Source organism: Legionella nautarum, assembly GCF_001467895.1.
Classification (GTDB): domain Bacteria; phylum Pseudomonadota; class Gammaproteobacteria; order Legionellales; family Legionellaceae; genus Tatlockia; species Tatlockia nautarum.
The window spans coordinates 2,340-23,588 of the sequence record NZ_LNYO01000027.1 but is presented as its reverse complement, the minus strand read 5'-3'; the positions used below and the strand labels follow the sequence as shown (position 1 = coordinate 23,588).

Genomic DNA, 21,249 nt, shown 5'->3' with positions numbered 1-21,249 from the left:
GTAGTAGTACTGGCTCTACCTTCTACAGCAGGACTTTCACCTGCAAGACAACTGCGCCTTATCCTAGCGCACCGCATATCCAGGACTAAACTGGCAAAGTCGATAAAAAAACTATAAAAATCAACAAAAATTATAAATGCTAAGGATTAAATTTGTTGATCGATAAGCTGATTCGTTTTATTTAGAGCAATTGCTGACATTCTGAATCGGATAAATTATAAATATTCTTGCTAATAACAAATTAAGTTGTTATTTCATTGCCAGTTTAGTCTAGATATACGGGAAAACTCTAATTTGCTCTTTTTCTTATATTTAAGTCTATTTTTAGCACAACACGATCCGTAATTTTATTGCAATTGAAATAAAAGGGGTTTAATATGGGAACTTCTGAAAATAAGCAACATCAACAAGAAATTGTTTTAACAAAAGCTATTTGCAATTTGTCTAAATTTTATTCTTTTACCGGAAAAGATCTTAGTGACATTATTGGCCTAAGTGAATCTAGTGTTACGCGCCTTAACCAAGGTAAAAAGTTAATTTCTCCTCATACTAAAGAGGGTGAAATTGCTTTATTGATTGTAAGAATATATAGAAGTTTAAACTCTATGCTTGGAAATAATCATGAGAAAGCTAAAGCATGGTTAAATAGCAAGAATAGATATTTTCAAAATAAGCCAATTGAAGAAATGAAAACAATCCCTGGCTTAATCTCTGTACTTAATTATTTAGATGCAATGCGTGGCAATGCCTAGCAAACAGGAATGTTATTGAATTTACTAGAATAGAAATTCTATCTCGAGAAAGATGGTCATTTTCCGAAGATGACTTTTGTGATCGTCAGATTTTCAAGGTCATCTAAATAATGAATATAAATTCCATTTAGCCAATGAAATTGTCAAATTGTTATTAACTTACACAGGAATTTCTAATGAAAACTATATTTTTTATTTTGCTTATGGCATTTAATAATGCTCTCATAGCCAGCGATTTAGGTAAGGAAACTTATGAAATAATTTGTAAGACCTGTCATGCACCTCGGGTTGCTATAGGAATGCATGCTCCCGCTGCCTTTAATAAAAATGCATGGGCTAGACGATTTAAGAAAGCAGCAATTGAATCAAAAAATAAGCCGGATCAATTTAAAACAGCAATGGACTATTTACTCTATAGATTAAGTATTGGGAAAGGATTAATGCCTCATGGCGGATTGTGTAAAGAAGCGAATCTGCCGCATAAAAATTGCACTGATAAAGGCATAGCAGAAGCTATTTATTATATGGCAGGCATTTCAACAACTAATTAACATATAATCGAAATTCAATATATCAAAGTAAGTTTAGGATAGTTCATTGTATCCTGTCCTTTCTTAAAGCAAACATTCTCGTTTATAGCGCGAAAACATGATATACAACGGAGTCAATTATTTTTATGGCCTAAAGTAGCGGGGAATGGAACCTTGACCGGCATCACAAAAGAAGAAAAGGTTGTTCATGAAAATGAAATCAACACATTAAGCCCACTACCGCTCCCTATAGCCTAGAATCAAAGGGTATGGCTGAAGCCTTCGTTAAAACCTTTAAACGAGATTAGGTTGCTTTTTATAATGCTTTAAATGCGCAAGATGTCATGGTTTAATGAATACAATGACAATGCCCCTCATAAAGGGCTTAATATGATGTCTCCAAGACAATTTTTTAAAAGCTGATTTAGGCTGATTTTAGTGGTCCGGTTCTACCAACTCTAAAAAGTTTACAAAAACGGAAGTACCTAAGATTTCCTTAATATTTTCTTGTTACTTTGCAACAGTGATAAATAATAAGGAAGAAAAATGAAAGCCTATACAGATCATTTAAAATCAAAATTCAAACCCACTTTTTTTGGCCTATTTGAAAAACAAGCCGATTCTCTAATAAAAAATGTATATGCCTATATTTACAATAAAACTGTGCGGAATTCTCCAGCTATTACTGGTTGCCGAGGTGTAACAACTGGAAGTAATATGCCAATCACCATCGGGATGATAAAGGGAGAGTTTAATGCGTATAATAACGAGGTTCAAAAATCTGTTTTAGATCGAGTTAATGAATATGTCGCAGAATTTGAATCATCTAAAATATTTCCACCCACCGGAGATGAGATGCAACGATTACTGGAAGTACGAGATTATTTTCGCGAAAATATCAAATCAAGTGACTCAAATGAGAATAGACCTACCTAATTTTTCCATTACAAAGATATTTCAGCCATATGCAAAATGGCTGAAATCCCGCCCACGCTCATAATAAACGTCTAATTAACAAAATCATGGCTTCTGGCAAAATTTCTGCGGCCCAAGATTCACTTTTCGTCCAAAGGGTTTCAATGCTCTATGTTGTAGAAATCATCTTAGCTCAGCAATATTATTGTCGAGATTTTTCCCATAACTGATTTTTGTCACTCTATCGCATGCAACTACCATTTTTCGGGGCTAAAGCGTTCACCTTTCGATTTCGGCTCGAATGCCATTATAAATAAAAAACAACATATTGCGATAAATTTACCCACATTGTATAATAGGTTCCATATTTGATGTCGGAAGTAAAAATGGCTCACAATACTCTTTTTAATTTTATAAAATTGTATATAGCACCTCAGGCTATAAGTTTTCCTAATTGTGAACCAGCTGTTGCAGATGAAAACAAAAAAGATGTTCCTTATTTTCGTTTTGAATTAAAAATAACGAATTCTATTTCAGTTACTGACGGGGAACATACCTACAGGCTGGTAAGCCACCATATTAGTGTTTATGAATCAGAAAAAACTTACGATCCCTCACTTAGTCAGTATCACTACACTGCTTATTTTGAAGATGAAGAAGGTTCTCGTTATCAATTACATGTCTATTTTGATAACGCCGATAGACTTACACAAGAACCGGTCTTTGCAAAGGAAAGTAAAAATGAAAAAACTGAAGTCATTAACTGCAACCGCCTTAATGAGGGTTTTGTCGAATTAGCAAGAACGAATATTGAGCCCGTGATTGGTGCAATAAGAACTCGTCTTAATAATAAAATTCAGGCCTTAGAATCGAGCTACAGAGATTTAGAAAAACAAGCGAGTGAACTCTCAACTAATTTAGCTACAAATTATCCTGACTACCTTAAAAAATTAGGAAGGATTCAAAGTACCCTAAATAATTTAATTCCTCTAGTAAAACACGATCACTATACTAAAGTTCTAATGCTTATCAATCAGTTAAAGAAAAGCGTCGAAAAATTTCCTCTTAAGCCAACAGCAAAAACACTGGTCAAAGCCACGAATCAACCTATTTCTTCTACCAAAAAATCCAGTACAAATCTTGGTATTCATTCCACATTTAATCAAAAAAAACGACGCGCACGTTCTTCAAAAAAATCCCTAAATTTGGTCGAAAAATTGGAGCACTTAGAGTCCTGTTTTAAAGATTTTGATAATAAGCCTGAGTCCACTCAAGTTAAGGTTATCAGTGAAGTTTATGCAGATATTAATGCCCTGCTACTCCAATTAGAAATAGAATCCAGTACCCCATCGGTCACCAATCTAACAAGACTAAAAAAGCTTCACGTTGACATCATTAATAAGGGTACAACCCTTCTTAATACCCTGATTGAAAATCATTACTATACCATGGCCGGAGAATTAAAAGCCTTTCATTATCTCTTGACTGTTGAGCGGTTCTGCCATGCTCTAGAAACTAGAAATCATAATTTGATAGATTTTATTCTTACCCATGGTGACCTAACCATTAGCAACCAACCATTAAGAATAAAAGGTAAAGCTTATCTCTCAGCAGTTCATTACTGTTATATTAAAGACAATGAAAAAGAGCCCCAGGTCTCTTGCTTAGCTGCTTTAATTAAAAACGGGGCTTCCGTATTCATCAATGGAGAAGATGGTTTACCGATTGCCTATTCTATTTTATCTGATAAAAATCATCCTTTACGATCGGCTTTTACTCTATCAAATGCTCGACACACAGTGGAATCTGCATCGTTCTACAAACAATTAATTGCAAAACTAGATTATTACCTCCGTGAAACAAAACTTGATGAAACTGAGGAAGCAAAGATCGTTTCTGCAATGGGAGACTATTTAGAAATAATAGCTACGCTTCGCGGGTTCAACCGACCCGCTGAACCAGCAAAAAGCAATCTCCCCAGACACCTTGACACGCAATTATCATCGTTAGGCTTCTTATTTTTTTCACACGCAAATATGCCTAATTCCAGTAGGATATATGAGAAACTTGCAGAAAGGTTTGAGTTTTAATATTCCAAGAAGCCAACAAAATTATAATGTCAACGCAATCTGATTTGATACAATTTAATATTTTTCTGAGATCAAATTCTAGGAGGAGCATAGTTTAGCTTCAAAAAATTTGGAAACTTTAACAGTATCTGAATTTTTCTACGACAAAACCTAATTAACCCCCGTTTTATTAATTGACCTTATAAATTCAATTAAAACTTGCGTACAATAATAAGTACATGTACAATAATAAGTACATTATGCATTGTATTTGGAGATCGTTATGGACGTTTTAAGTTACTCTTCTTTGCGAAATAATTTGGCGAGTACTTTAGATAAGGTGAATGAGGATCATGTATCTATACTAATTACGAGACAAAATGGGAAACCGGCAGTGATCATGTCTTTAGAAGATTTTAAATCATATGAAGAAACAGCATATTTAATGTCTAGTCCTAAAAACGCAGAACGGTTAAGTCAATCAATTGCTGAAGTAGAGGCCGGAAAATCTAAACCACACGGAATTATTGAAGAATGATTTTATCATGGACTGAAAACGCTTGGGAGGATTATTTATATTGGCAGTCTATAGATAAAAAAACTCTAAAAAGAATTAATCTATTAATTAAAGATATATTAAGGCAACCCTTTGAGGGGATTGGTGATCCGGAGCCTTTAAAACATAATTGGTCTGGGTATTGGTCTAGACGAATAGATAGAGAACATCGAATAGTTTATAAATCAACTGAAGATACATTATATATTGTTCAATGCAGGTTTCATTATTAGTCCAAGGTAGGAATATGCGTTTTGTCGCAGAAAAATTTGTTCTGTCGCGAAAAATCGTTAGAGAGAAGCTGGAGAAATGCTGGATGAGGCTCTGCTGCAAGATCATAAAACTGTTTAAAAATAGGCTGGTTTTTGCGTGTAGATGTTGTTCTTTAAATAAGATATGGCAGCTAAACTCAATACTAAACAGGCCTAGCACTCCGGAACTTGCGCCTTGATGCAAAATCTTAGAATTCAATAATATTAATTAAGCTCCGGAAATATTTACCATAGATGGTTAAATTGGGGCGCGACAAGCAACGGAATTAAAAGATACTCTAAGGCCATTTTTCGATCTTTAAAAATATTTCATTATTTTACAATAGGTTAATTTCTTATCTTTTAATTCCGTTGGTTGTCGCACCCCGTTATAGAAATTATTAAAATACGCAATCATGATGATTTTTTATTTTTAATATTTATTATAAATCATATAGATACTGCTTAGCGTAAGTTTTCGGTCGTGAGGACTTCAAACCCCTTACAAACTCTTAATTAAATTTTAGGTAAACGATGAAATATTATCCCAGTTTTGCAGTATTAATTCTTACATTCATTATTTCTATAAATTGCTCTGCTACCTGTAAAAAGGTATACACGATTGGTGCCTATGATGAAGCATTTAAAAACCATATAACAGTTACTAAATTAGGGCCTTTATCTGCTTCCGAAGTACCTGCAACATTACCAAAATCATTTCTTGAAAAGGATGGAAGTTATGGTGGAGGTGAGACATTTTGTTCCATAGAAGAAGCTTGCTATGCTCTTAAGAGCCAACTAGCTAGCGGGGTTTTACCTAAAACTGAAGCCTGGCATATTTATATATTAGATGCAGTTTGGAGCTATGATACTTATGAACTACACACAAATGACTATCGCCTTAATCGCCCCGTTAAAGTTTTACAATCTGTAAGAGAAAGCTGTTAGAGGGGTAAATAAAGGGAGTAATGGAACCGCCAACCGACTTAAGGATTATTAGGGAGCTTTATCAATCTATTTGCCAATCTTTACTCATCTGAGATAAAAATTGAGAAAGGTTTGTCAGCTCTCATCAGCGGTTTTCGACTCTAAACCGTAAATTTTGACATGAATGGGGTCGTTACCCCAAGATACTTGTTACCGAAGAAGAGAAACTTTAATTAAGGCGGCTACATGAAACGGAATTTCACTTACCCATTGATTGGAATATTTTTCTTTTTATCCACGGTTGTTTATGCAGATAACCCATCATTAGGTAAGGTAATAAATCACAGAGAGTGGGTTACAGGCAATCTTAAGTTAAATTATACGATTTCTAATGCAAAGCAAAAAACAATTAATCATATCAATCCTAAATTTGCAGATGATGTTAAGGAATACGTCCATTCGGGGCATTTAATAACATCTATTGACACTAAATATGATTACCCCTATCAAACAATTAGTAAAATAGATAGTACTTTTTGGGTAGATATACACGGTTTTGAAACCACTAATGAACCGCAGTTATTTACTGTACTTCAGGAAACTTGTATTGACCCTCGTGGTGATACAACCAGCAATCAATCGACTTGTGTAAATTCAGAAGATACAATTTTTGTAGATGATATAAGCAGACCTCATTAAGTATCTATAACAAATTAGCATAAGCCTCATAATTAAAGTTAATTTTTGATACAGTTCTATTCTCATGAAAATGCCATATTAATTTTCGTATTTGTTGGATCAGATCTTCCATTTTTGTAAATGACTTACAGCCATAAACGTTCTGTTTTAACCAAAGCCAGAAACGCTCAATAGGATTATACTCTGGCGAGTATGGTGGTAGAAAAAACAATTCTATCCAGTCTTGTTTTTTAACAAAAGCCTGTACTTTTCTACTTTTATGTATGGGGCCATTGTCTAAAATAATGATTAGTTTTTTATCAGGACTTGCTTTATGAAGTTGACGCAAAAACCAAATAAATTGCTCGCTGTTTCCCCTGTCAGCCTGTTTCCAATAGAAACGGTTTGTATGCATGTTTAATGCGCCAAAAATAGTTTTGCTCAGCCTGCTTTTAATGGTATGAGCTACTTTTTTTCACCACATTTGAACCAGCCACGGCTAACATAGGGTTGATTAGAAAAGTGAGATTCATCAACAAACAGTACTTCAATGTCCTTTGTGGAATATTTCCCAATCTCACCAACAATTTCATTGATACGTACTTTTTTCTCATCAGCTGATGGTGCATTTGCAGGCAATGTTTTTGAAAAACGCTTGTACACAAATCCTAATTTATTCAGTGCCTTTGCCAAGGTATTGTCGCAAGCAGACAAACCTTGTTTTTCAAACCAGTGGCGTAAAATGCTTATCTGCCATCCAGCTTCTTGATAGCCATAGTCTTGGGGAGTTTTATTTAGCAATTCTTCAAGTTGTGATTCAATAATAACGGCTTTCTTAGCAGGACGACCTGACTTTTTATGCGTCCCCAAGCCAGGGATACCTCCAGCTTTATAACGATTTAGCCATAATCTAATTGTATGCTCGTTGCGGCTTAATTGGATTGCGATTTCTTTAACCGATTTTCCATCTCCAGATAACAATACATAATGCGCCCGTTCACCAACGTTTGAATTCTTACTTAATCTTAATCGATTCAACGCCAATTGTTCTTCAGCGCTTAATAACATCCTTTTCAATCTAATTCCTTCCATTCCCCAAATGATGCAGGATACTTGCTATTACATGATTTTGCTAGATACTTAATGAGGTCTGCTTATTTGTTTTAAACATCAGAAATCTCACTATAAAAGCATATAATTTAAAACCAGGAAAATATACGGTATCCACTGAAATGATAATACAACAAACTCTACCACAACCTATAGCTACAATAGGATACGCAACAAGTAATATGGTTGCATTTACTGTTCAAGATTCTCATTAAAAAATTAGCTTAGTGCGATAAAAATACTTTTCTTGAACAAAGTATAACATTGACCTTTCCCCAAAAATAACACCATGACATTGATGAGATTTCCATTAAAATTGCAAGATTAGAGACCTCAAGATGAAGAAACGTTATACAGAAGAGCAAATCCTCATCAAAGCGATTAAAGCCCATGAAGCTGGTACAAAAGTTGATGATATATGCCGGGATTACAGCATTTCCTCGGGCACTTTTTACAATTGGCGAAGCAAGTATTCAGGGCTTGAGGTAAATGAAGCTAAACGGCTTCGAGAGCTTGAATCTGAGAATAATAAACTAAAGCGACTATTAGCTGACAAGCTTTTGGAATTAGAGGCGATGAAGGATGTGCTATCAAAAAAGTGGTAAAGTTATTAGACCCTAATAATTGTATATCTGCGATGACACTCTTTTTTCATCTTTAGTTAAATTTTCTTTATGAACCCATCCTGATATAACGCGATGTGCATTTATCAGATAGCTAACATTAATTTCTCTTTGGCGTTCTTTTACCGCCTGTTTATCTCTTAATGAGCTAACTACCCACCATCCTAATACGGCAACAATAATATTCAAAAAGGTTGAATTTAAAAAAGAACTCCATTGCATATTTATGTCCTCTTTAAGTGCTCATTCCAAAAAATATTTCACCTAACTACTTGTCGCCATTTACCCCTGGCGCAAAATAAGTTCCAGTTAATAAACAAGCATACATAAACTTTTTTCTATCTTGCGGAAAATGTTCATTAAAAATAGCGGCACATTTAGGCAGCAGAGAAAAGCAGATTGATCCAGTATTATCGCCTGATCCGGTTGTTGCTATCAGATAGCGAAATAGAAAAAAAAGACAAGCTCTTGAAAACCTTTGATGCCATTAATGCACGTTTTGGGCGCGAAACCATTCGCCTAGCGTCAGAGGGGGCTTCTAAACCTTGGGCGATGCGGGCTGAGCTTAAGTCACCAGCCTATACCACACGGTGGACGGACTTGCCGGTGGTGAAAAATCTGACCTAAACTGAGAGCGAAGAAGGGTTAGTGATGGTTTAACCAATAATTGATTTCTTTGATACTTTCATCAACGACGGTTAGGATTTGTTGATATAGTTTTTCGAGTAAATCGTGTTTTCCGATTTTCCAATAACGCTCAAGATATTGGCAAGACATTTTTATTTTAGTAGTCCCCACATAGACGGCACCACCTTTAATTTTATGGGCTAGTTGTTGTGTCTTATTCCAATCATGCTCGTCATGGGCTTTTTTCATTTGCACTAAATCGTTAGGTAGCGAATCATTCATCAAAAAAGTCAGCATTTCAGCTAAAGAGTCTTCACTGCCCGTGGTTTTGATGCCTTCTTCAATATCTAAAGAAGGAAATTCAGTCAGATTAAAAAGACAAGCTTCGTTATCGGGTAAATCCGCTAAGTATCGGTCTTTTTCGTGAGGGGCTTTAGGTTTAAGATGCCCAGGAATAAAGCCATCAAGGATATCTGCGCAATTTTTTGCAGTGAGTGGCTTTGTAATGACCGCATTCATGCCGGCATCGATACAGCGCTTTTTATTTTCATCCCCTGCGTGAGCCGTGAGGGCGATAATGGGTGTGTGGGTATTTCGAGTTAACTCTTGAATACGAATTTGATGGGTGACTTCATAGCCATCGATATCGGGCAAGCCGATGTCCATAAAAATAAGATCGTAATTGTGCATCCGCCATAAATCGACTGCTTTTCGCCCTGTTTCTGCAATATGGGTTTCACAGTTTAATTGTTTAAGCAGTGATTGAGCTACTGTTTGCGCAATCGCATTATCTTCAACAACGAGAACAAGAAGTTGACCTTCTTTTGTTTTTTCATGAATTGGCTTTATATGTTGAGCATAGGTTGTTTCATAGGGCGCTTCTATTTCAGCCTCCATGGCTTCATCAAGTCCTAAATCATTATCAAGAAGCGGTTCTTGAAGAGGAATAATACAGGTAAAACGTGCCCCTTTTCTTGGTTCACTTTCGACATAGATTTCACCACCTAGTTCATCGATAAACTGCTTAACTACAAAAAGTCCTAAGCCTGCCCCTTTATAAATGCCTTTGTAAGAAGGGGTTAAGCGCTTAAATTGCACATAGATTTCTTGTTGTTTCTCTTTAGGAATGCCAATGCCTGAATCTTCCACGGTCAGTTGGACAATTACCTCTCGCTGATCTCGTTTTCCAAGAGTCGCTGTAAGTTTAACAAAGCCTTGGTCGGTGAAATTAAGTGCGTTGGCGACTAATTCCAAAATAATTCGGTGAATTCGAACTTTATCACCAATCACATGTTTGGGTAGATTGGGGTCAAAGCGAAGCGAAAGGTCTAATTTTTTCTGGGCCGCTTTAGAGCAATTGAGATTAATAATCTGCTCTAGTGCTTTTTGTAAATGAAACTTTCGTTTAAGCTTTGGAATTTCGCCAGAGCTTACACGAATGGCTTCTAACACTTCATCCATTAAGTCAAGAAGCGCATGACTTGAGGCGACGAGATTATCAGCGTATTCCTTGATTTGAGGTTTTTCTGCTTCCATTTTAAGAATATCAGCAAACCCGACAATGCCTGTGAGCGGTGTACGAATGTCATGGCGCATGTTTTCAAGAAATTCAGTCTTGGCGAGGCTTGCAGTCTCTGCTTTTTGTCGTGCCGATATTAAATCTTTTTCTAGATTTTTAAGCTCCGTGATATCCATTGAGGTGCCAATGATGCCCACAATCTCTTTGCGTTGATTGTATAAGGGGCTTTTTAAGGTGATTTCGGTAATAATCCGCCCATCCGCTAACTTAGCGATTTCTTCTTTTTTGTGAGTCTTATTTTCTTGCATGACTTCGAGATCTAAATCGCGCCAATCTTGGGCAAATTCTTTCCAACATAAGTCAAAGTCGGTTTTTCCAATGACTTGCTCAGGGCGCTCAAAACCAGCCATTTGCGCAACAAACTGATTGCATCCCATATAACGACCTTCCGTGTCTTTCCAATAAACAGCACCCGGTAGCGAATTAATAATCGTATTGATATACACTTTTAATGCTTCATTGGTTCTGTCAATAAGGGTTAACGTCACAATATGGATTGAGCCAGTACTGACTATCGATAGAAAATAGCCCTGGTTTAGGTGTTTATCACTGATTTCATCACTTTCATACAAGGTTTTGGTCGCTTGTTTCATCAATTTAAGAATGGTGCTGGAATTTAAATTTAAATAAGAAAGGGCTTCTTTAAAGGGTTTTTTATCGAAAGAAGGCAGTTTTAAATAAAAGGGTTGTTTTGTTTTAAGAACGACCTGGTCAATAAGACAATCCTTGTCGATAAAGAAAACAATGGTTTCTGGTTCCTTGGGCGATGAGAGAAAAAACAAACTATCGAGAATGGCCCTTGCAGGATAATTGAATGATTGAGGAGATTCATTAACCATCAAAACTCCTTATTGCTTCGTTTTCCAGAGATGATTTGAGTAAGCGTTCAATATAAGCAGCCACTTTTTCCATTGTATTATGTTGGTGAAACTCATGATAAGTCATATCAAGATGAAATTTTTCGTTAATCGTTGCTAAAAAATAGTACATGGATAACGAAGAGACTCCATGAGTCCAAAATTCCTCTGAAATTAAGGCATTATCTCCCGTAATGTTTAACCACATTTGTTTAAGTTGCGATAAAACCGAACCCTTATCTTGATTATTAGTATAGGCTATAGGCAACGATAATTTATTTTTATCCAATTTACCGTTGATGGTTTGTGGCCATTTTTCCACCCAGATATAAATAGAAGGATTCACCCAAGTCATCACATGCTTTTTGATATTCATCCTTATATGGTCAAAACAGAATTCCTGTACCCAAGGGCTAAAGGGTTCTCTGCAATAGGCATGAAAGGAGTCAATTTTCTCCTTTTCAATGGGGCGTAAGAGGGATTTTGTATTGGACTGAGGGACTAATAACAGTTGTAAATAAGCATGAGGAGCATTCGTTTGGTAGTGAACAAAGGCTTCATAACCGTCTAGGGAGTTACGAATCAGCGAAGAGGCGAGTTTTTTCTTGGGCTCATCCAAGTCGTGTCTAGCACCTTTAAGTAAGTTATCAAGATGGTTTTTGCCATAAACGGATAACTGTTGGCATAAGCTATCAAGGTAATCATAAGGAATATTTTGAATTTTAATCGCTTTGAGAGGCTGATTCGTGAAAGTGCTTAAATCCTTTTCGTCCTGTAATTCATGATAGGCAAGGGTATGGCAATCGATGGGGGTAACTTCTTTTTCGATATGCAATACCACATCGTAGCGAAAATAATTAAGTTCATTGAGGTAATCCCCATGTTTGACATTGATATCCACCCAACTTATCCGTTTCACTTGCTCTTTCAAGGCATAAAAGAAGAGGGGCGAGAGTACGATTTCAGTATCCCTTGATTTATAAAACAAATGAGTCGGACAAATCTCGATTTTCTCGGGATGATGGCAAGAATGTTTAATCGTTAAAAAAACATCTAATAATTCGAGCGAGCGTACATCCCCAATCAGGACAGTGCCGCCTGGTTTTGTTGCTTTGATGAGTTGTTTTAAGGAATCAACTAGCGATTTGATACTCGGTAAATATTGAATGACCGAGTTCACCACAATGCAGCTATAGCGATTTATTTCATGAATATTAATAATGGATTCCAGTTTAAAAGTCACTTTAGGTAAGTGGGCTTTAGGTACAATGGATTGCACATAATCAATGGCAGTATGTGAAATTTCAGCAACAGTGGCTTGCTGGGCTTTGGCTAAATAGTCTAAAAGTAAACTGCCGGTACCGCAGCCTACTTCAAGGACGTGAGTCAAATCAGCGTTAAGAATGGTTCGTTGGATTTGGGTATAGGTTTCTTTTAACTCCGGTGCCTCAAAGGTTTTTCCAGTAAAAGAACTTTGCCAACCACAGGTATTGATGAGGCCATTTTCAAATTCTTTCGCGTGGGAATAGGCTTCATCATATATTTTTTCCATGTATAACGAGGAATCGTGGCTGATACTATGGGTGTCTTGAGAAAAAAAGGTTTCTTCATCGATTTCAATGTAAGCTGCCAGTGTTTTATAGTAATCATGATGCTCATGCATTTTGACTACCGCTTTTTTTACAAAGCTTTCTTGTTCTATGGTTGCTTCTATTTCTCCTGCTTCAATGCGTATCCCACCAAATTTTAATTGGTCGTCTATCCTTCCTACATAGCAGAGGGCTTCATCCTCGGTTTTGATGACTAAATCCCCCGTTTTATAAAGGCGATCGCAGCTTTCTTCATCATAAACAAATTTACTCTCGGTCAGTTCTTTGGCATTGAGATAACCTCTGGCAACCCCTAACCCACCGATATAAAGTTCTGCTTGATTAGAATCTCCCTCATTAAGCAGCTTAAGCGTTGTATTGGCAAGAGGATGTCCAAGAGGCACTGATTCGGTCGTAAGCGGAGTTTTTAAATGATAAATCATCGACCACATACTGGTTTCAGTCGGGCCATAGACATTCCAAATGTTTCCCTTTTCATACTGAAGTTTTAAGGCAAGACTGGTTTTAAATTTTTCACCACCGACTAAAAGCCTCGTTGTTCCATTATTTTTCCACCCGTTTTTGAGTAAGATTTCCCAGGTTAATGGAGTGGCTTGCATAAAGCTGACATCAAATTTTTTTAAATAATGTTTTATTTTTTTGCCATCAGCCACGGCCCCATGCTCGGTTAATACGATAGACGCGCCAAGGATTAAAGGCATCAATAGCTCAATTAACGAGATATCAAAGGTGTAATCGGTTAGGGCTAAAAATAAGTCTTGATGAGATAAGGTTAAGGTCTCTATCAAGGAGTAAAAAAGATTCATCATGGATTGATGTTCGATTAATACCCCTTTGGGTTTTCCGGTTGAGCCTGAGGTGTACATGACATAGGCAAGTTCCTTACCTTCATGGCGTAGCTCATGGTCTATTTTCTCCTGGTTTGAATAACTATCTTCAGGGACTAGATTGGTCGTTCCCTCGGGTAACTTAAACCGCATGGGACTATCACAAAATAATAAAGGGGTTTTTATATCGTCTAAGATGTATTCAATTCGGGAGCAGGGCGATGCAGGACTTATGGGCAGAAAGGCACAGCCTGACTTTAATATCCCTAGCATCGTTATTATAAGATGCGGTGTTCTTTCCAATACCATGGGAATAATCGTTTCTTTCGCTAAACGGAATTTCAAAATGTCGTTGGCAATCTTATCGGAAAGGATATCGAGCTCCTGATAATTAAAGCTTTTTTTTCCAAAATAAAGAGCTGGTTTATCTGCGTGTTGTTTTACAGCTAAAGAAAACGCTTCGATAAAGTGGGTTTGCATAATGCCTTTCCTGTCGGTTGATTTTTTTAAATTGTGGTGATTTTATCACCAAAAAAGTCTGGGCTGATTTATTTTTCACTATCCTTTAAAGGATGCATTTTTCGTTCACAGTTTTCTTTTCTGAAATAAGTCGTGTTTAAGCTGTTGTGGAGAAATGCCATTGAGTGCTTTTAATTCATTTATTAAATTGTAAGTTGAAAAATGGCTGCTTTTTTGAAGAATATTTTAAAGGGTCAAAAAGCGGCGCCTCCTACTAGATAAGATTGCCCTTCATGCCTTTAATATCTTGATAATAAGGATTTGTTTGAAGCCGATGAAAAAAAGCGGGGAGTTCGATAAACTGAGAATCCTTGGACGTAAAGAAGACAGATGTGTATCAATTGATAGTGAATGTTCAGCGATTCCTTTTAATTCCCTTGCTTTTCTTACATGGGAGTGTTGTTTCTGCAAACCCACTGACGAGTTTTGCAGTAGCCAAGAAAAAGGCCGAAATCATTTTTCAAAATCACCGTACAACCTTATATTGCAATTGCCAATATAACGAGAAGAAGCAAATTGATTTATTAAGCTGTCAGATGCAGGATGCAGTAATGCGTTCAAAACGTGCCAGTCGTGTAGAATATGAGCACATGATGCCGGCGGAGCAATTTGGTCAGCAGTTTAGTTGTTGGCGTGAAAAAAAGTGCAGTAAGGATGGTAAGCCTTATAAAGGCAGAAAATGCTGTGCCAAAATTGATGCGCGCTTTAAAGAGGCTGAGGCTGAATTATACAATTTATGGCCTGCGGAAGGGTTGGTCAATCAGGTTCGTTCAAATTATCGCTATGGTCTTGTTACTGATAAGCTTCCTTTTTACGGTTGTTTGATTTATTTTGATAAGGAAAGGCGCAAAGCGGAACCCGATGATAGGATTAAAGGCTTAGTGGCCCGTGCTAATTTATTTATGGCAGACCGTTATCAAATTCGTTTAAGTGCTTCGCAGCGCCAATTATTCTTAGCCTGGGCTAATCAATTCCCACCGACCGAGTGGGAAAGAGAGTGGGGCAGGGCGGTAGCCCATATTGAAGGCTATCCAAATCCCTATATCGAAGCGCAAGCTTAGACGATTAGTCTTGCGGTTTAATGCTGTCTTTCTCTTTATACTTTGCACTATTCACCGCTTGAGTTACGGGATAGGCTATTAAATCAATGGGTTCATCATGGTCTAGGAGTTCTTTAAGGTGAGTTGCGGATAATTGTTCGTCCCTTAACCAGTCTTCAGTTTGAAAGGCTGAAAGCATCCAAGGCATGCGGTCGTGCAAAGCGGCCACAGTGGGGTTTGCAGCCTTTGTGGTTAATAAGCAAAAAGAAGGTAAGCTGTCTTGCTTAGGCTGCTGAATTCGTTGCCAGATGGCAGCAATCGCTAATAATTCGTGATGACGTTTTTCAATAAAATAGGGTTGTTTTTCTTTGGTGCCTTCAAGCTGTTGCCACTCAAAAAAGCCACTGATGATTAATACACAACGCCGATATTGCACGGCCTGCTTAAAAGCAGGCTTTTCTAAAATAGTTTCAGCTCTAGCATTAATGAGAAGCTGCGGTTTTTTACCGGTTGTTGAGGTGCGTAAATACCAAGGAATAAAGCCCCAGCGCATTTGAATGGAGTTGATTTGGGTTTCATTGTTGATTAAACAAAGGGCGTTTTCAGTGGGTGCTACGTTGTAACTAAGCGGGAGCTCATCACAATGGGCCACCGGAAATTGTTTTAAGAGGGTTTTAGTATCCGTATGAAGCGCAAAGCGTCCGCACATAAAAGAAAATCGGGTTTATTGCTGATTTGTTCAGTATAGACTTAAAAACTTTTCAGGCTATGAGAAGCTTGTAACGACTTAGGAATTGGAAAGTAAACTGTCTGCAATTGCTATACTAGAAGGAGCTTCGTATTTCTTGTCAAGGATTAAGAAAAGGATGAATCCTCGATTGTTATTGATTGAGCCTGAGGGATTGATTCAGCAGGCTGAGCGTCTGCTGTGGTCAGCTCAGAAGGTGCAAGTTGACATTGCCATTAATGGCGATAAGGCATTGGAACTCGCCTTGAGCCAACTTTACGATGTGATTGTAGTCAATCCTGAGCTTGAGTATGGCTTTGACGGCTTTGAAACCATTCTTGCGATTAAAAACCATACCCTCAATCAAAACGTGCCTTTTATGATGGTGACTTCCAATGAAACGCTAGCTAATGTAAGCAAAGCGATTGAGTGTGATGTGAGTTGGTATTTGCTAAGACCATTAACACAGGCGATTGCAAGGGCTGTTATAAAGTCGATTCAACAAAAAGAGGCAAGAACGCCTTGTTTTATTATTCATAATCGTCACTTAATTACGTCTTAACAAGGCTAATTAGCTCGGTAAGTGAGGAAAAGCCCGACAATCTCTTTTTCGAATGACTATTCGATTAATGATTACTCGATGGTTTGTGCGCGAAAGGAATAACGATTTCTCGCTGTAATGGTTGCAGAGGGCAGGGACTCTGAAACGCCTGCTTTGCCATAAATAACTTCATCAAGCCAGCTTTTTTCTTCAGCTAAGAGCTCATTAGCAATGATTTTCCACCACGATTTAGGAAGCCTGCCAAGCCCGTCTGACCAGCGGTACTCTCGTTGTTTGAGTAAGTCTTTTTTATCGAAAGAGGCATTGGCGGCTACAAGCAGTGTTTCTTTTTTGCGAACATTAGCCTTTAATTCTTCAAAGGCATTGGGAGCTTGAATGAGTAGATTAAAGGTCGCCCAGCAATCATTTAAGGCGCGATGGCCGTCATAAAAATAACCTAATTTCCAATTTAAATAGTCTAATTTGGCACTTTCAATCCCACGTTCCTTCCAATTGATATCTTTCAGCGTGCAGGCAAAGGCTAAAGACTGAATCAAGGGTTGAAGGGAGGAGGGGGTCTGTAACTCTAAAAAGTTTCTATCAAAACCAGAGTTATGGCAAATGATAAGATGAGAAGCCGATAGCAGTTGAGTTACTTTATCCCAATCAATGGTTTTCCCTTTCACGTCTTCATTAGAAATGCCGGTCACTTGCGTGACTTCGGGAGGGATAGGCTTTCCAGGGTCATTTAATTCGTTATAGCTATCAAGGACCGCTAAAATTCCGTCCGTTTTAGAAAAAGAAAAAGAGAGCAACCCCATCTCAATAATTTCATGCTCGATAGCTTGAAGTCCCATGGTTTCTAAATCAACGATAGTCGCTACAAAATGCTGTGAATCGGAGGAGGTGCGCGGTAAAAAAGAGGTAGGGACTCGTTTTAACACTTGATAGTCGGGGTGTTGGGCGATTTGTTGAATGATTTCTTCAGTCATTGTTGATTAACGCTCTTTGGGCAATAGTGCTTATCATAAAATGATTTTGGTTAAATGTCTTAAAAGAAGGTGGGTCTTTCTTATTCAAGTGAGCTTTCCAAAATAATAGAAGCTGACAAGATGGTTTTTGAATCATAAAATAGGTTTAAAGCCTATAACGAAGTGAATCGGTGAGCTCTCAATATTGGGTGGAAGCAACTTTTAAGCGTTCCAATGGTTTTTCTCTTGCGGTTGATATCCAGTTTGACTATTTTATTCCACCTGTCTTTCAAGATTGGCAGGATAAGTCCTTTGGCAGTATTCAAATCCTACAAATACTTCATTCGAATACAAAAGAACCCATTATTGATTTACAGTTAGATGAGATGATAACGCTTAGGCGAATTTGTTGGGATTATTTGGAAGAAAAAAAACTACTCATCACCTCCAAGGTAAGGTCATTATTCCCGAAATAGTTTAAACCGGAGGGTGATTGTCATTTAAAAAACATTTAAATGACAGGGGAGGTATTCTAGGCTATTATCGCCACCGTCAATTAGTGCCTATTGGAATAGAAAGGATTTATAGATGGAAATTATTAATCTCTCGTTTGAAGAAACGCTTGTCATTGAAATCAACAACCAACTTGTGACCATTCTTCCCAAAAGGGGCCAGCAGTTGCAAGGCGATATTTCCTTTGGTATTTCGGCGCCAAAGATTATTTCCGTAAACAGGGAAGAAATTCATCGTTTAAAAAAGCAACAGCATTACACCTCCAAAAAATGGTCCGAGTTGTTTAGGCCGGCAAAAGGAAATTAAATGGAACATGGTTTATAACAGCACTCTTATTTCCACCCTGTACGACAGCGATTGCCAATATGCCCTGTCCTTCTGTCAATAAGATTTAAGACCCTCTGATTTTACTATTCGTCTCAAAGAGGCTCAGACCAAAATCTATGTGAGTGGAGAAGCTTGCACTTTTTAATTTAAAGTAAGCCGGCCTTATCCATGATTATGATAAGGAATATATTAGATTATAATTTTTCACCCGTTTATCCCTCTTACCAAAACTAAGAAACGGTTTGCATTTATCAAGGGATATATATATCCGAAAACGACCTTTACTGTAATATCGAGTTGGTGGTAAGGTTATTCTACTTGGATTTGAAACCATGGTGATTTAAATTTCAATCAAGTTATACCCTCAACAACATCGTGGAGCAAGATCACCGATTTATCAAGAAAATCACAAAACCCATGAAGGGATTTAAAGCATTTTACGCAGCCAAAGCTACACTGGTTGGTATCGAACTCCACCATATGCTTCGAAAAGGACAGCATCTAAAGGCAGGAAACCAGTCCATCTTCGAACAGTTTTATGGACTTGCGGCATAAATTCGTCCAGCGTTTGACTGTCTTTGTCTGGTAAATTTTCTGCGACAAAACCGGGGCAATAGCCTCGATGAGCAAGAATAGTGGAAGGCTATTGCTCTCTTTTTTGTACGTTCAGTACTCATGATGCTCATAGGTTTCTTTGGGTATCGTGGTTGGACAACACTGATGATTTCTAGAACTTCAGTTTATTAGGTATTCTTTGTGAATAATTCTTATTAAGATATTCTTTTAAAGAAAGAAGATAATCTTCTTCAGATATTTGATTCTTCTTTCTGCCCGAAAACTTTTCCTACAACTTTCATTTTTATCTGGCATTAGCGCATAGACTTAAACTGCATTTACGTAGAAATTGGGTTAATACCTCATAAAGATTTATCGAAATCCATTCACAAAATACCCTGAGCAGAACTGATTCTGCTCGCGAGCCCTAACAACGAAGCCCTTTTAAATCGAGTATCCATGCTTATTTTTTATCCATCACTTGAAAATACTGCTCTGGTATGAAGTTCATCATCTTTTGGATTTGATATTTTATGCAAATTTATCGTAGCAGGAGAGAAAAATCCGCAACTACTAGATTTTACTATCTTATACGCTTCATTTTCTGAATGAATCTTAGAGTCTTTAACGCTTGTAGCAATCAATAAAAGAACTTCAGTGGGTATCTGATATAAAATAGAGTCTTCTGATCTCCTTCCTTGCAGTAATAAATGTGTAGCTAATATAAGCGACGATTCACTATTTTTATAAAGAAATTTTTCTTCAAATGGAGCAATAACTCTTTCGAAGTCGTCTTTTAATTCATTATAAAAAACAGGAGGCCAGAGATTTTTTCTATACCGCTCAATTACTATTTTTTGGGAGTATTCACTAAGCCTATAAATCGCTAGCTGAATTCTAAATAAATTAACATCGTTTTCTAAACTCGCATGCAAATGTGTTTCAGAAGTGTAAACATGATCAAAGTCATGGAGGTTTTTTAAATAAAAGAGAAATCCTTTAGCTACTTCATCTTCAAATGCATCTCGTAATTCCCTCGATAAATCAACTGTTTGATTTAATGTATCGAATATTTCTCTTACACCTTTATCATCACCTATAGCTGAAACATAGAATAAATGTTCTCCTATTTCACTGATAGCATTTTTAAATTTTTCAGAGGCTTCATCGTTTATTAGCTTTAAACAGGTTTTCTTAATTTCATACCAAGGAATCTGAGAATGTCCTGACCAAGAAAACCGTTGTTTTAAATAATCGATATCAAAACTTTGGTTTTTATTTAAGCGCCTAACAGAAGCTCCAGCATCTAAAAAGTATTTACTCATCTATTAATATCCTCTTAAGAGAGAACAAGCCAAATCAAAAAGGTCAATATTTTAACATGTGGTTCGAATTTTATCAATTTGCAAAATTATGCTTGGCCTGGGGACTAAGGATCCTGTGCTGTAGAGTTAGGATTATTATTAAGGGCTAAGGCAATGGTGTCTTATTATCCCTAGCGTTGATTCAAGGATTGCGGGCTGCGTTGCAAAAACATAAAAGCTACCAAAAAACAAACTCAGGGCGTAGTTCAGCTATATACAGGGGCGCGACAAGCAACGGAATTAAAAGATACTCTAAGGCCATTTTTCGATCTTTAAAAATCCAAATGATTAAAAATTTAAACAAACGTGGGGGTATATAACGATTTGCAAGATGAAAATTATTTCATTATTTAACAATATGTTAATTTCTTATAGTATCTTTTAATTTCGTTGCTTGTCGCGCCCCAACTCACATCAGAATCAAAAAGAATTTATGTGTCAGAAAGCAAGGCAGGAGAAGTTGTGGTTACAAAGAATTTTAATTTAACCTCTTCTGTTAAGGAATCAAAATCCATACCCATGGGTACAATTTTCAGCGCATTCGTCATAGCTCCTTTTCATGATTCTGATAACCCAAGCCAATTACGATTTAAAATAAACATCAATTCTATGTCTTGCATTGCAATTGCTGATTCCATTTTAAAAACAGATTATCAATCAGGGACTATAGTTTCAAAAATTAGCGGCATAAACTGCGCCAAGTAGAACTCAAAATCGATACCCTTAGCAGCAGTGGGATTGGTTTCAGGTAGGGTGCTTTCCTAGAATGAATATTAGATCC

At 37.0% G+C, this 21,249-nt stretch carries 20 protein-coding genes and 4 pseudogenes; 16 read left to right on the top strand and 8 right to left on the bottom strand.

All coding sequences use genetic code 11. From position 1 onward, the window contains the following. The first annotated feature begins 377 nt into the window (after positions 1-377). From Lnau_RS15535 to Lnau_RS15500, 9 genes and pseudogenes are all read left to right on the top strand, one after another. Positions 378-752 (top strand): MbcA/ParS/Xre antitoxin family protein, encoded by a 375-nt coding sequence (locus Lnau_RS15535; protein WP_058506060.1) that lies wholly within the window; start codon positions 378-380, stop codon positions 750-752. 176 nt (positions 753-928) lie between these two features. Further along, positions 929-1,303 (top strand): hypothetical protein, encoded by a 375-nt coding sequence (locus Lnau_RS15530; protein WP_058506059.1) that lies wholly within the window; start codon positions 929-931, stop codon positions 1,301-1,303. Between the two features lie 230 nt (positions 1,304-1,533). Further along, positions 1,534-1,705: pseudogene (locus tag Lnau_RS16850) on the top strand (integrase core domain-containing protein); the annotation flags it as partial. 123 nt (positions 1,706-1,828) lie between these two features. Further along, positions 1,829-2,218 (top strand): hypothetical protein, encoded by a 390-nt coding sequence (locus Lnau_RS15525; RefSeq protein WP_058506058.1) that lies wholly within the window; start codon positions 1,829-1,831, stop codon positions 2,216-2,218. A 350-nt stretch (positions 2,219-2,568) separates the two neighbouring features. After that, the gene (locus Lnau_RS15520; RefSeq protein WP_058506057.1) at positions 2,569-4,287 is read left to right on the top strand and encodes a hypothetical protein; all 1,719 of its coding nucleotides are present in this window, start codon (positions 2,569-2,571) and stop codon (positions 4,285-4,287) included. A gap of 262 nt (positions 4,288-4,549) precedes the next feature. After that, positions 4,550-4,804 carry a type II toxin-antitoxin system Phd/YefM family antitoxin gene (locus Lnau_RS15515; protein WP_058506056.1) on the top strand — a complete coding sequence of 85 codons (255 nt, stop codon included), beginning with the start codon at positions 4,550-4,552 and terminating at the stop codon, positions 4,802-4,804. Beyond that, positions 4,801-5,055 carry a Txe/YoeB family addiction module toxin gene (locus tag Lnau_RS15510; protein WP_058506055.1) on the top strand — a complete coding sequence of 85 codons (255 nt, stop codon included), beginning with the start codon at positions 4,801-4,803 and terminating at the stop codon, positions 5,053-5,055. The genes Lnau_RS15515 and Lnau_RS15510 overlap by 4 nt, the downstream gene beginning before the upstream one ends. 552 nt (positions 5,056-5,607) lie before the next feature. Continuing rightward, a complete protein-coding gene (locus Lnau_RS15505; protein ID WP_058506054.1) occupies positions 5,608-6,021 on the top strand; it encodes a DVU_2496 family lipoprotein in 414 nt (137 codons plus the stop codon). A gap of 225 nt (positions 6,022-6,246) precedes the next feature. Then, a complete protein-coding gene (locus tag Lnau_RS15500; protein ID WP_058506053.1) occupies positions 6,247-6,699 on the top strand; it encodes a hypothetical protein in 453 nt (150 codons plus the stop codon). A gap of 4 nt (positions 6,700-6,703) precedes the next feature. On the opposite strand, the gene Lnau_RS16905 is transcribed toward Lnau_RS15500, so the two are convergent. Then, positions 6,704-7,123, bottom strand: a complete 420-nt coding sequence (locus Lnau_RS16905) for an IS630 family transposase (protein WP_274520291.1) — start codon at positions 7,121-7,123, stop codon at positions 6,704-6,706. Positions 7,124-7,143: 20 nt separating this feature from the next. Further along, complete coding sequence (locus tag Lnau_RS16900) at positions 7,144-7,746, bottom strand: IS630 family transposase (protein ID WP_058506051.1); 603 nt, start codon at positions 7,744-7,746, stop codon at positions 7,144-7,146. 380 nt (positions 7,747-8,126) lie between these two features. Here Lnau_RS16900 and Lnau_RS15485 point away from each other — a divergent pair. After that, positions 8,127-8,387, top strand: a pseudogene (locus Lnau_RS15485) (transposase); the annotation flags it as partial. Positions 8,388-8,405: 18 nt separating this feature from the next. Here the strand turns inward: Lnau_RS15485 and Lnau_RS15480 are convergent. Further along, positions 8,406-8,633: a hypothetical protein gene (locus Lnau_RS15480; protein ID WP_058506049.1), complete on the bottom strand. Its 228-nt coding sequence runs from the start codon at positions 8,631-8,633 to the stop codon at positions 8,406-8,408. 249 nt (positions 8,634-8,882) lie between these two features. On the opposite strand from Lnau_RS15480, the pseudogene Lnau_RS15475 reads away from it, so the two are divergent. Next, positions 8,883-9,038, top strand: a pseudogene (locus tag Lnau_RS15475) (DUF4113 domain-containing protein); the annotation flags it as partial. Positions 9,039-9,056: 18 nt separating this feature from the next. Here the strand turns inward: Lnau_RS15475 and Lnau_RS15470 are convergent. After that, positions 9,057-11,456 carry a response regulator gene (locus Lnau_RS15470; protein ID WP_238585999.1) on the bottom strand — a complete coding sequence of 800 codons (2,400 nt, stop codon included), beginning with the start codon at positions 11,454-11,456 and terminating at the stop codon, positions 9,057-9,059. Continuing rightward, entirely contained in the window at positions 11,449-14,391 is a 2,943-nt protein-coding gene (locus tag Lnau_RS15465) for an amino acid adenylation domain-containing protein (protein WP_058506047.1), read from the bottom strand. Before Lnau_RS15465 ends, Lnau_RS15470 begins: the two co-directional genes overlap by 8 nt. Positions 14,392-14,762: 371 nt before the next feature. On the opposite strand from Lnau_RS15465, the gene Lnau_RS15460 reads away from it, so the two are divergent. Continuing rightward, positions 14,763-15,491: an endonuclease gene (locus Lnau_RS15460; RefSeq protein ID WP_058506046.1), complete on the top strand. Its 729-nt coding sequence runs from the start codon at positions 14,763-14,765 to the stop codon at positions 15,489-15,491. Between the two features lie 4 nt (positions 15,492-15,495). On the opposite strand, the gene Lnau_RS15455 is transcribed toward Lnau_RS15460, so the two are convergent. Beyond that, positions 15,496-16,179 (bottom strand): SOS response-associated peptidase, encoded by a 684-nt coding sequence (locus Lnau_RS15455; protein WP_058506045.1) that lies wholly within the window; start codon positions 16,177-16,179, stop codon positions 15,496-15,498. 157 nt (positions 16,180-16,336) lie between these two features. On the opposite strand from Lnau_RS15455, the gene Lnau_RS15450 reads away from it, so the two are divergent. After that, on the top strand, positions 16,337-16,759 hold the full coding sequence (locus Lnau_RS15450; protein WP_058506044.1) for a response regulator: 423 nt from the start codon (positions 16,337-16,339) through the stop codon (positions 16,757-16,759). A gap of 71 nt (positions 16,760-16,830) precedes the next feature. Here the strand turns inward: Lnau_RS15450 and Lnau_RS15445 are convergent, their stop codons facing one another. Further along, entirely contained in the window at positions 16,831-17,730 is a 900-nt protein-coding gene (locus Lnau_RS15445) for a 3'-5' exonuclease (RefSeq protein ID WP_058506043.1), read from the bottom strand. 170 nt (positions 17,731-17,900) lie between these two features. Between Lnau_RS15445 and Lnau_RS15440 the strand changes: the two genes are divergently transcribed. From Lnau_RS15440 to Lnau_RS15430, 3 genes and pseudogenes are all read left to right on the top strand, one after another. After that, a complete protein-coding gene (locus tag Lnau_RS15440) occupies positions 17,901-18,185 on the top strand; it encodes a hypothetical protein (RefSeq protein WP_058506042.1) in 285 nt (94 codons plus the stop codon). Between the two features lie 112 nt (positions 18,186-18,297). Then, on the top strand, positions 18,298-18,528 hold the full coding sequence (locus tag Lnau_RS15435) for a hypothetical protein (RefSeq protein WP_058506041.1): 231 nt from the start codon (positions 18,298-18,300) through the stop codon (positions 18,526-18,528). A gap of 384 nt (positions 18,529-18,912) precedes the next feature. Continuing rightward, positions 18,913-19,104: pseudogene (locus Lnau_RS15430) on the top strand (DDE-type integrase/transposase/recombinase); the annotation flags it as partial. Positions 19,105-19,574: 470 nt separating this feature from the next. Here Lnau_RS15430 and Lnau_RS15425 read toward each other — a convergent pair. Beyond that, on the bottom strand, positions 19,575-20,429 hold the full coding sequence (locus tag Lnau_RS15425; RefSeq protein WP_058506039.1) for a hypothetical protein: 855 nt from the start codon (positions 20,427-20,429) through the stop codon (positions 19,575-19,577). Positions 20,430-21,249 lie beyond the last annotated feature (820 nt).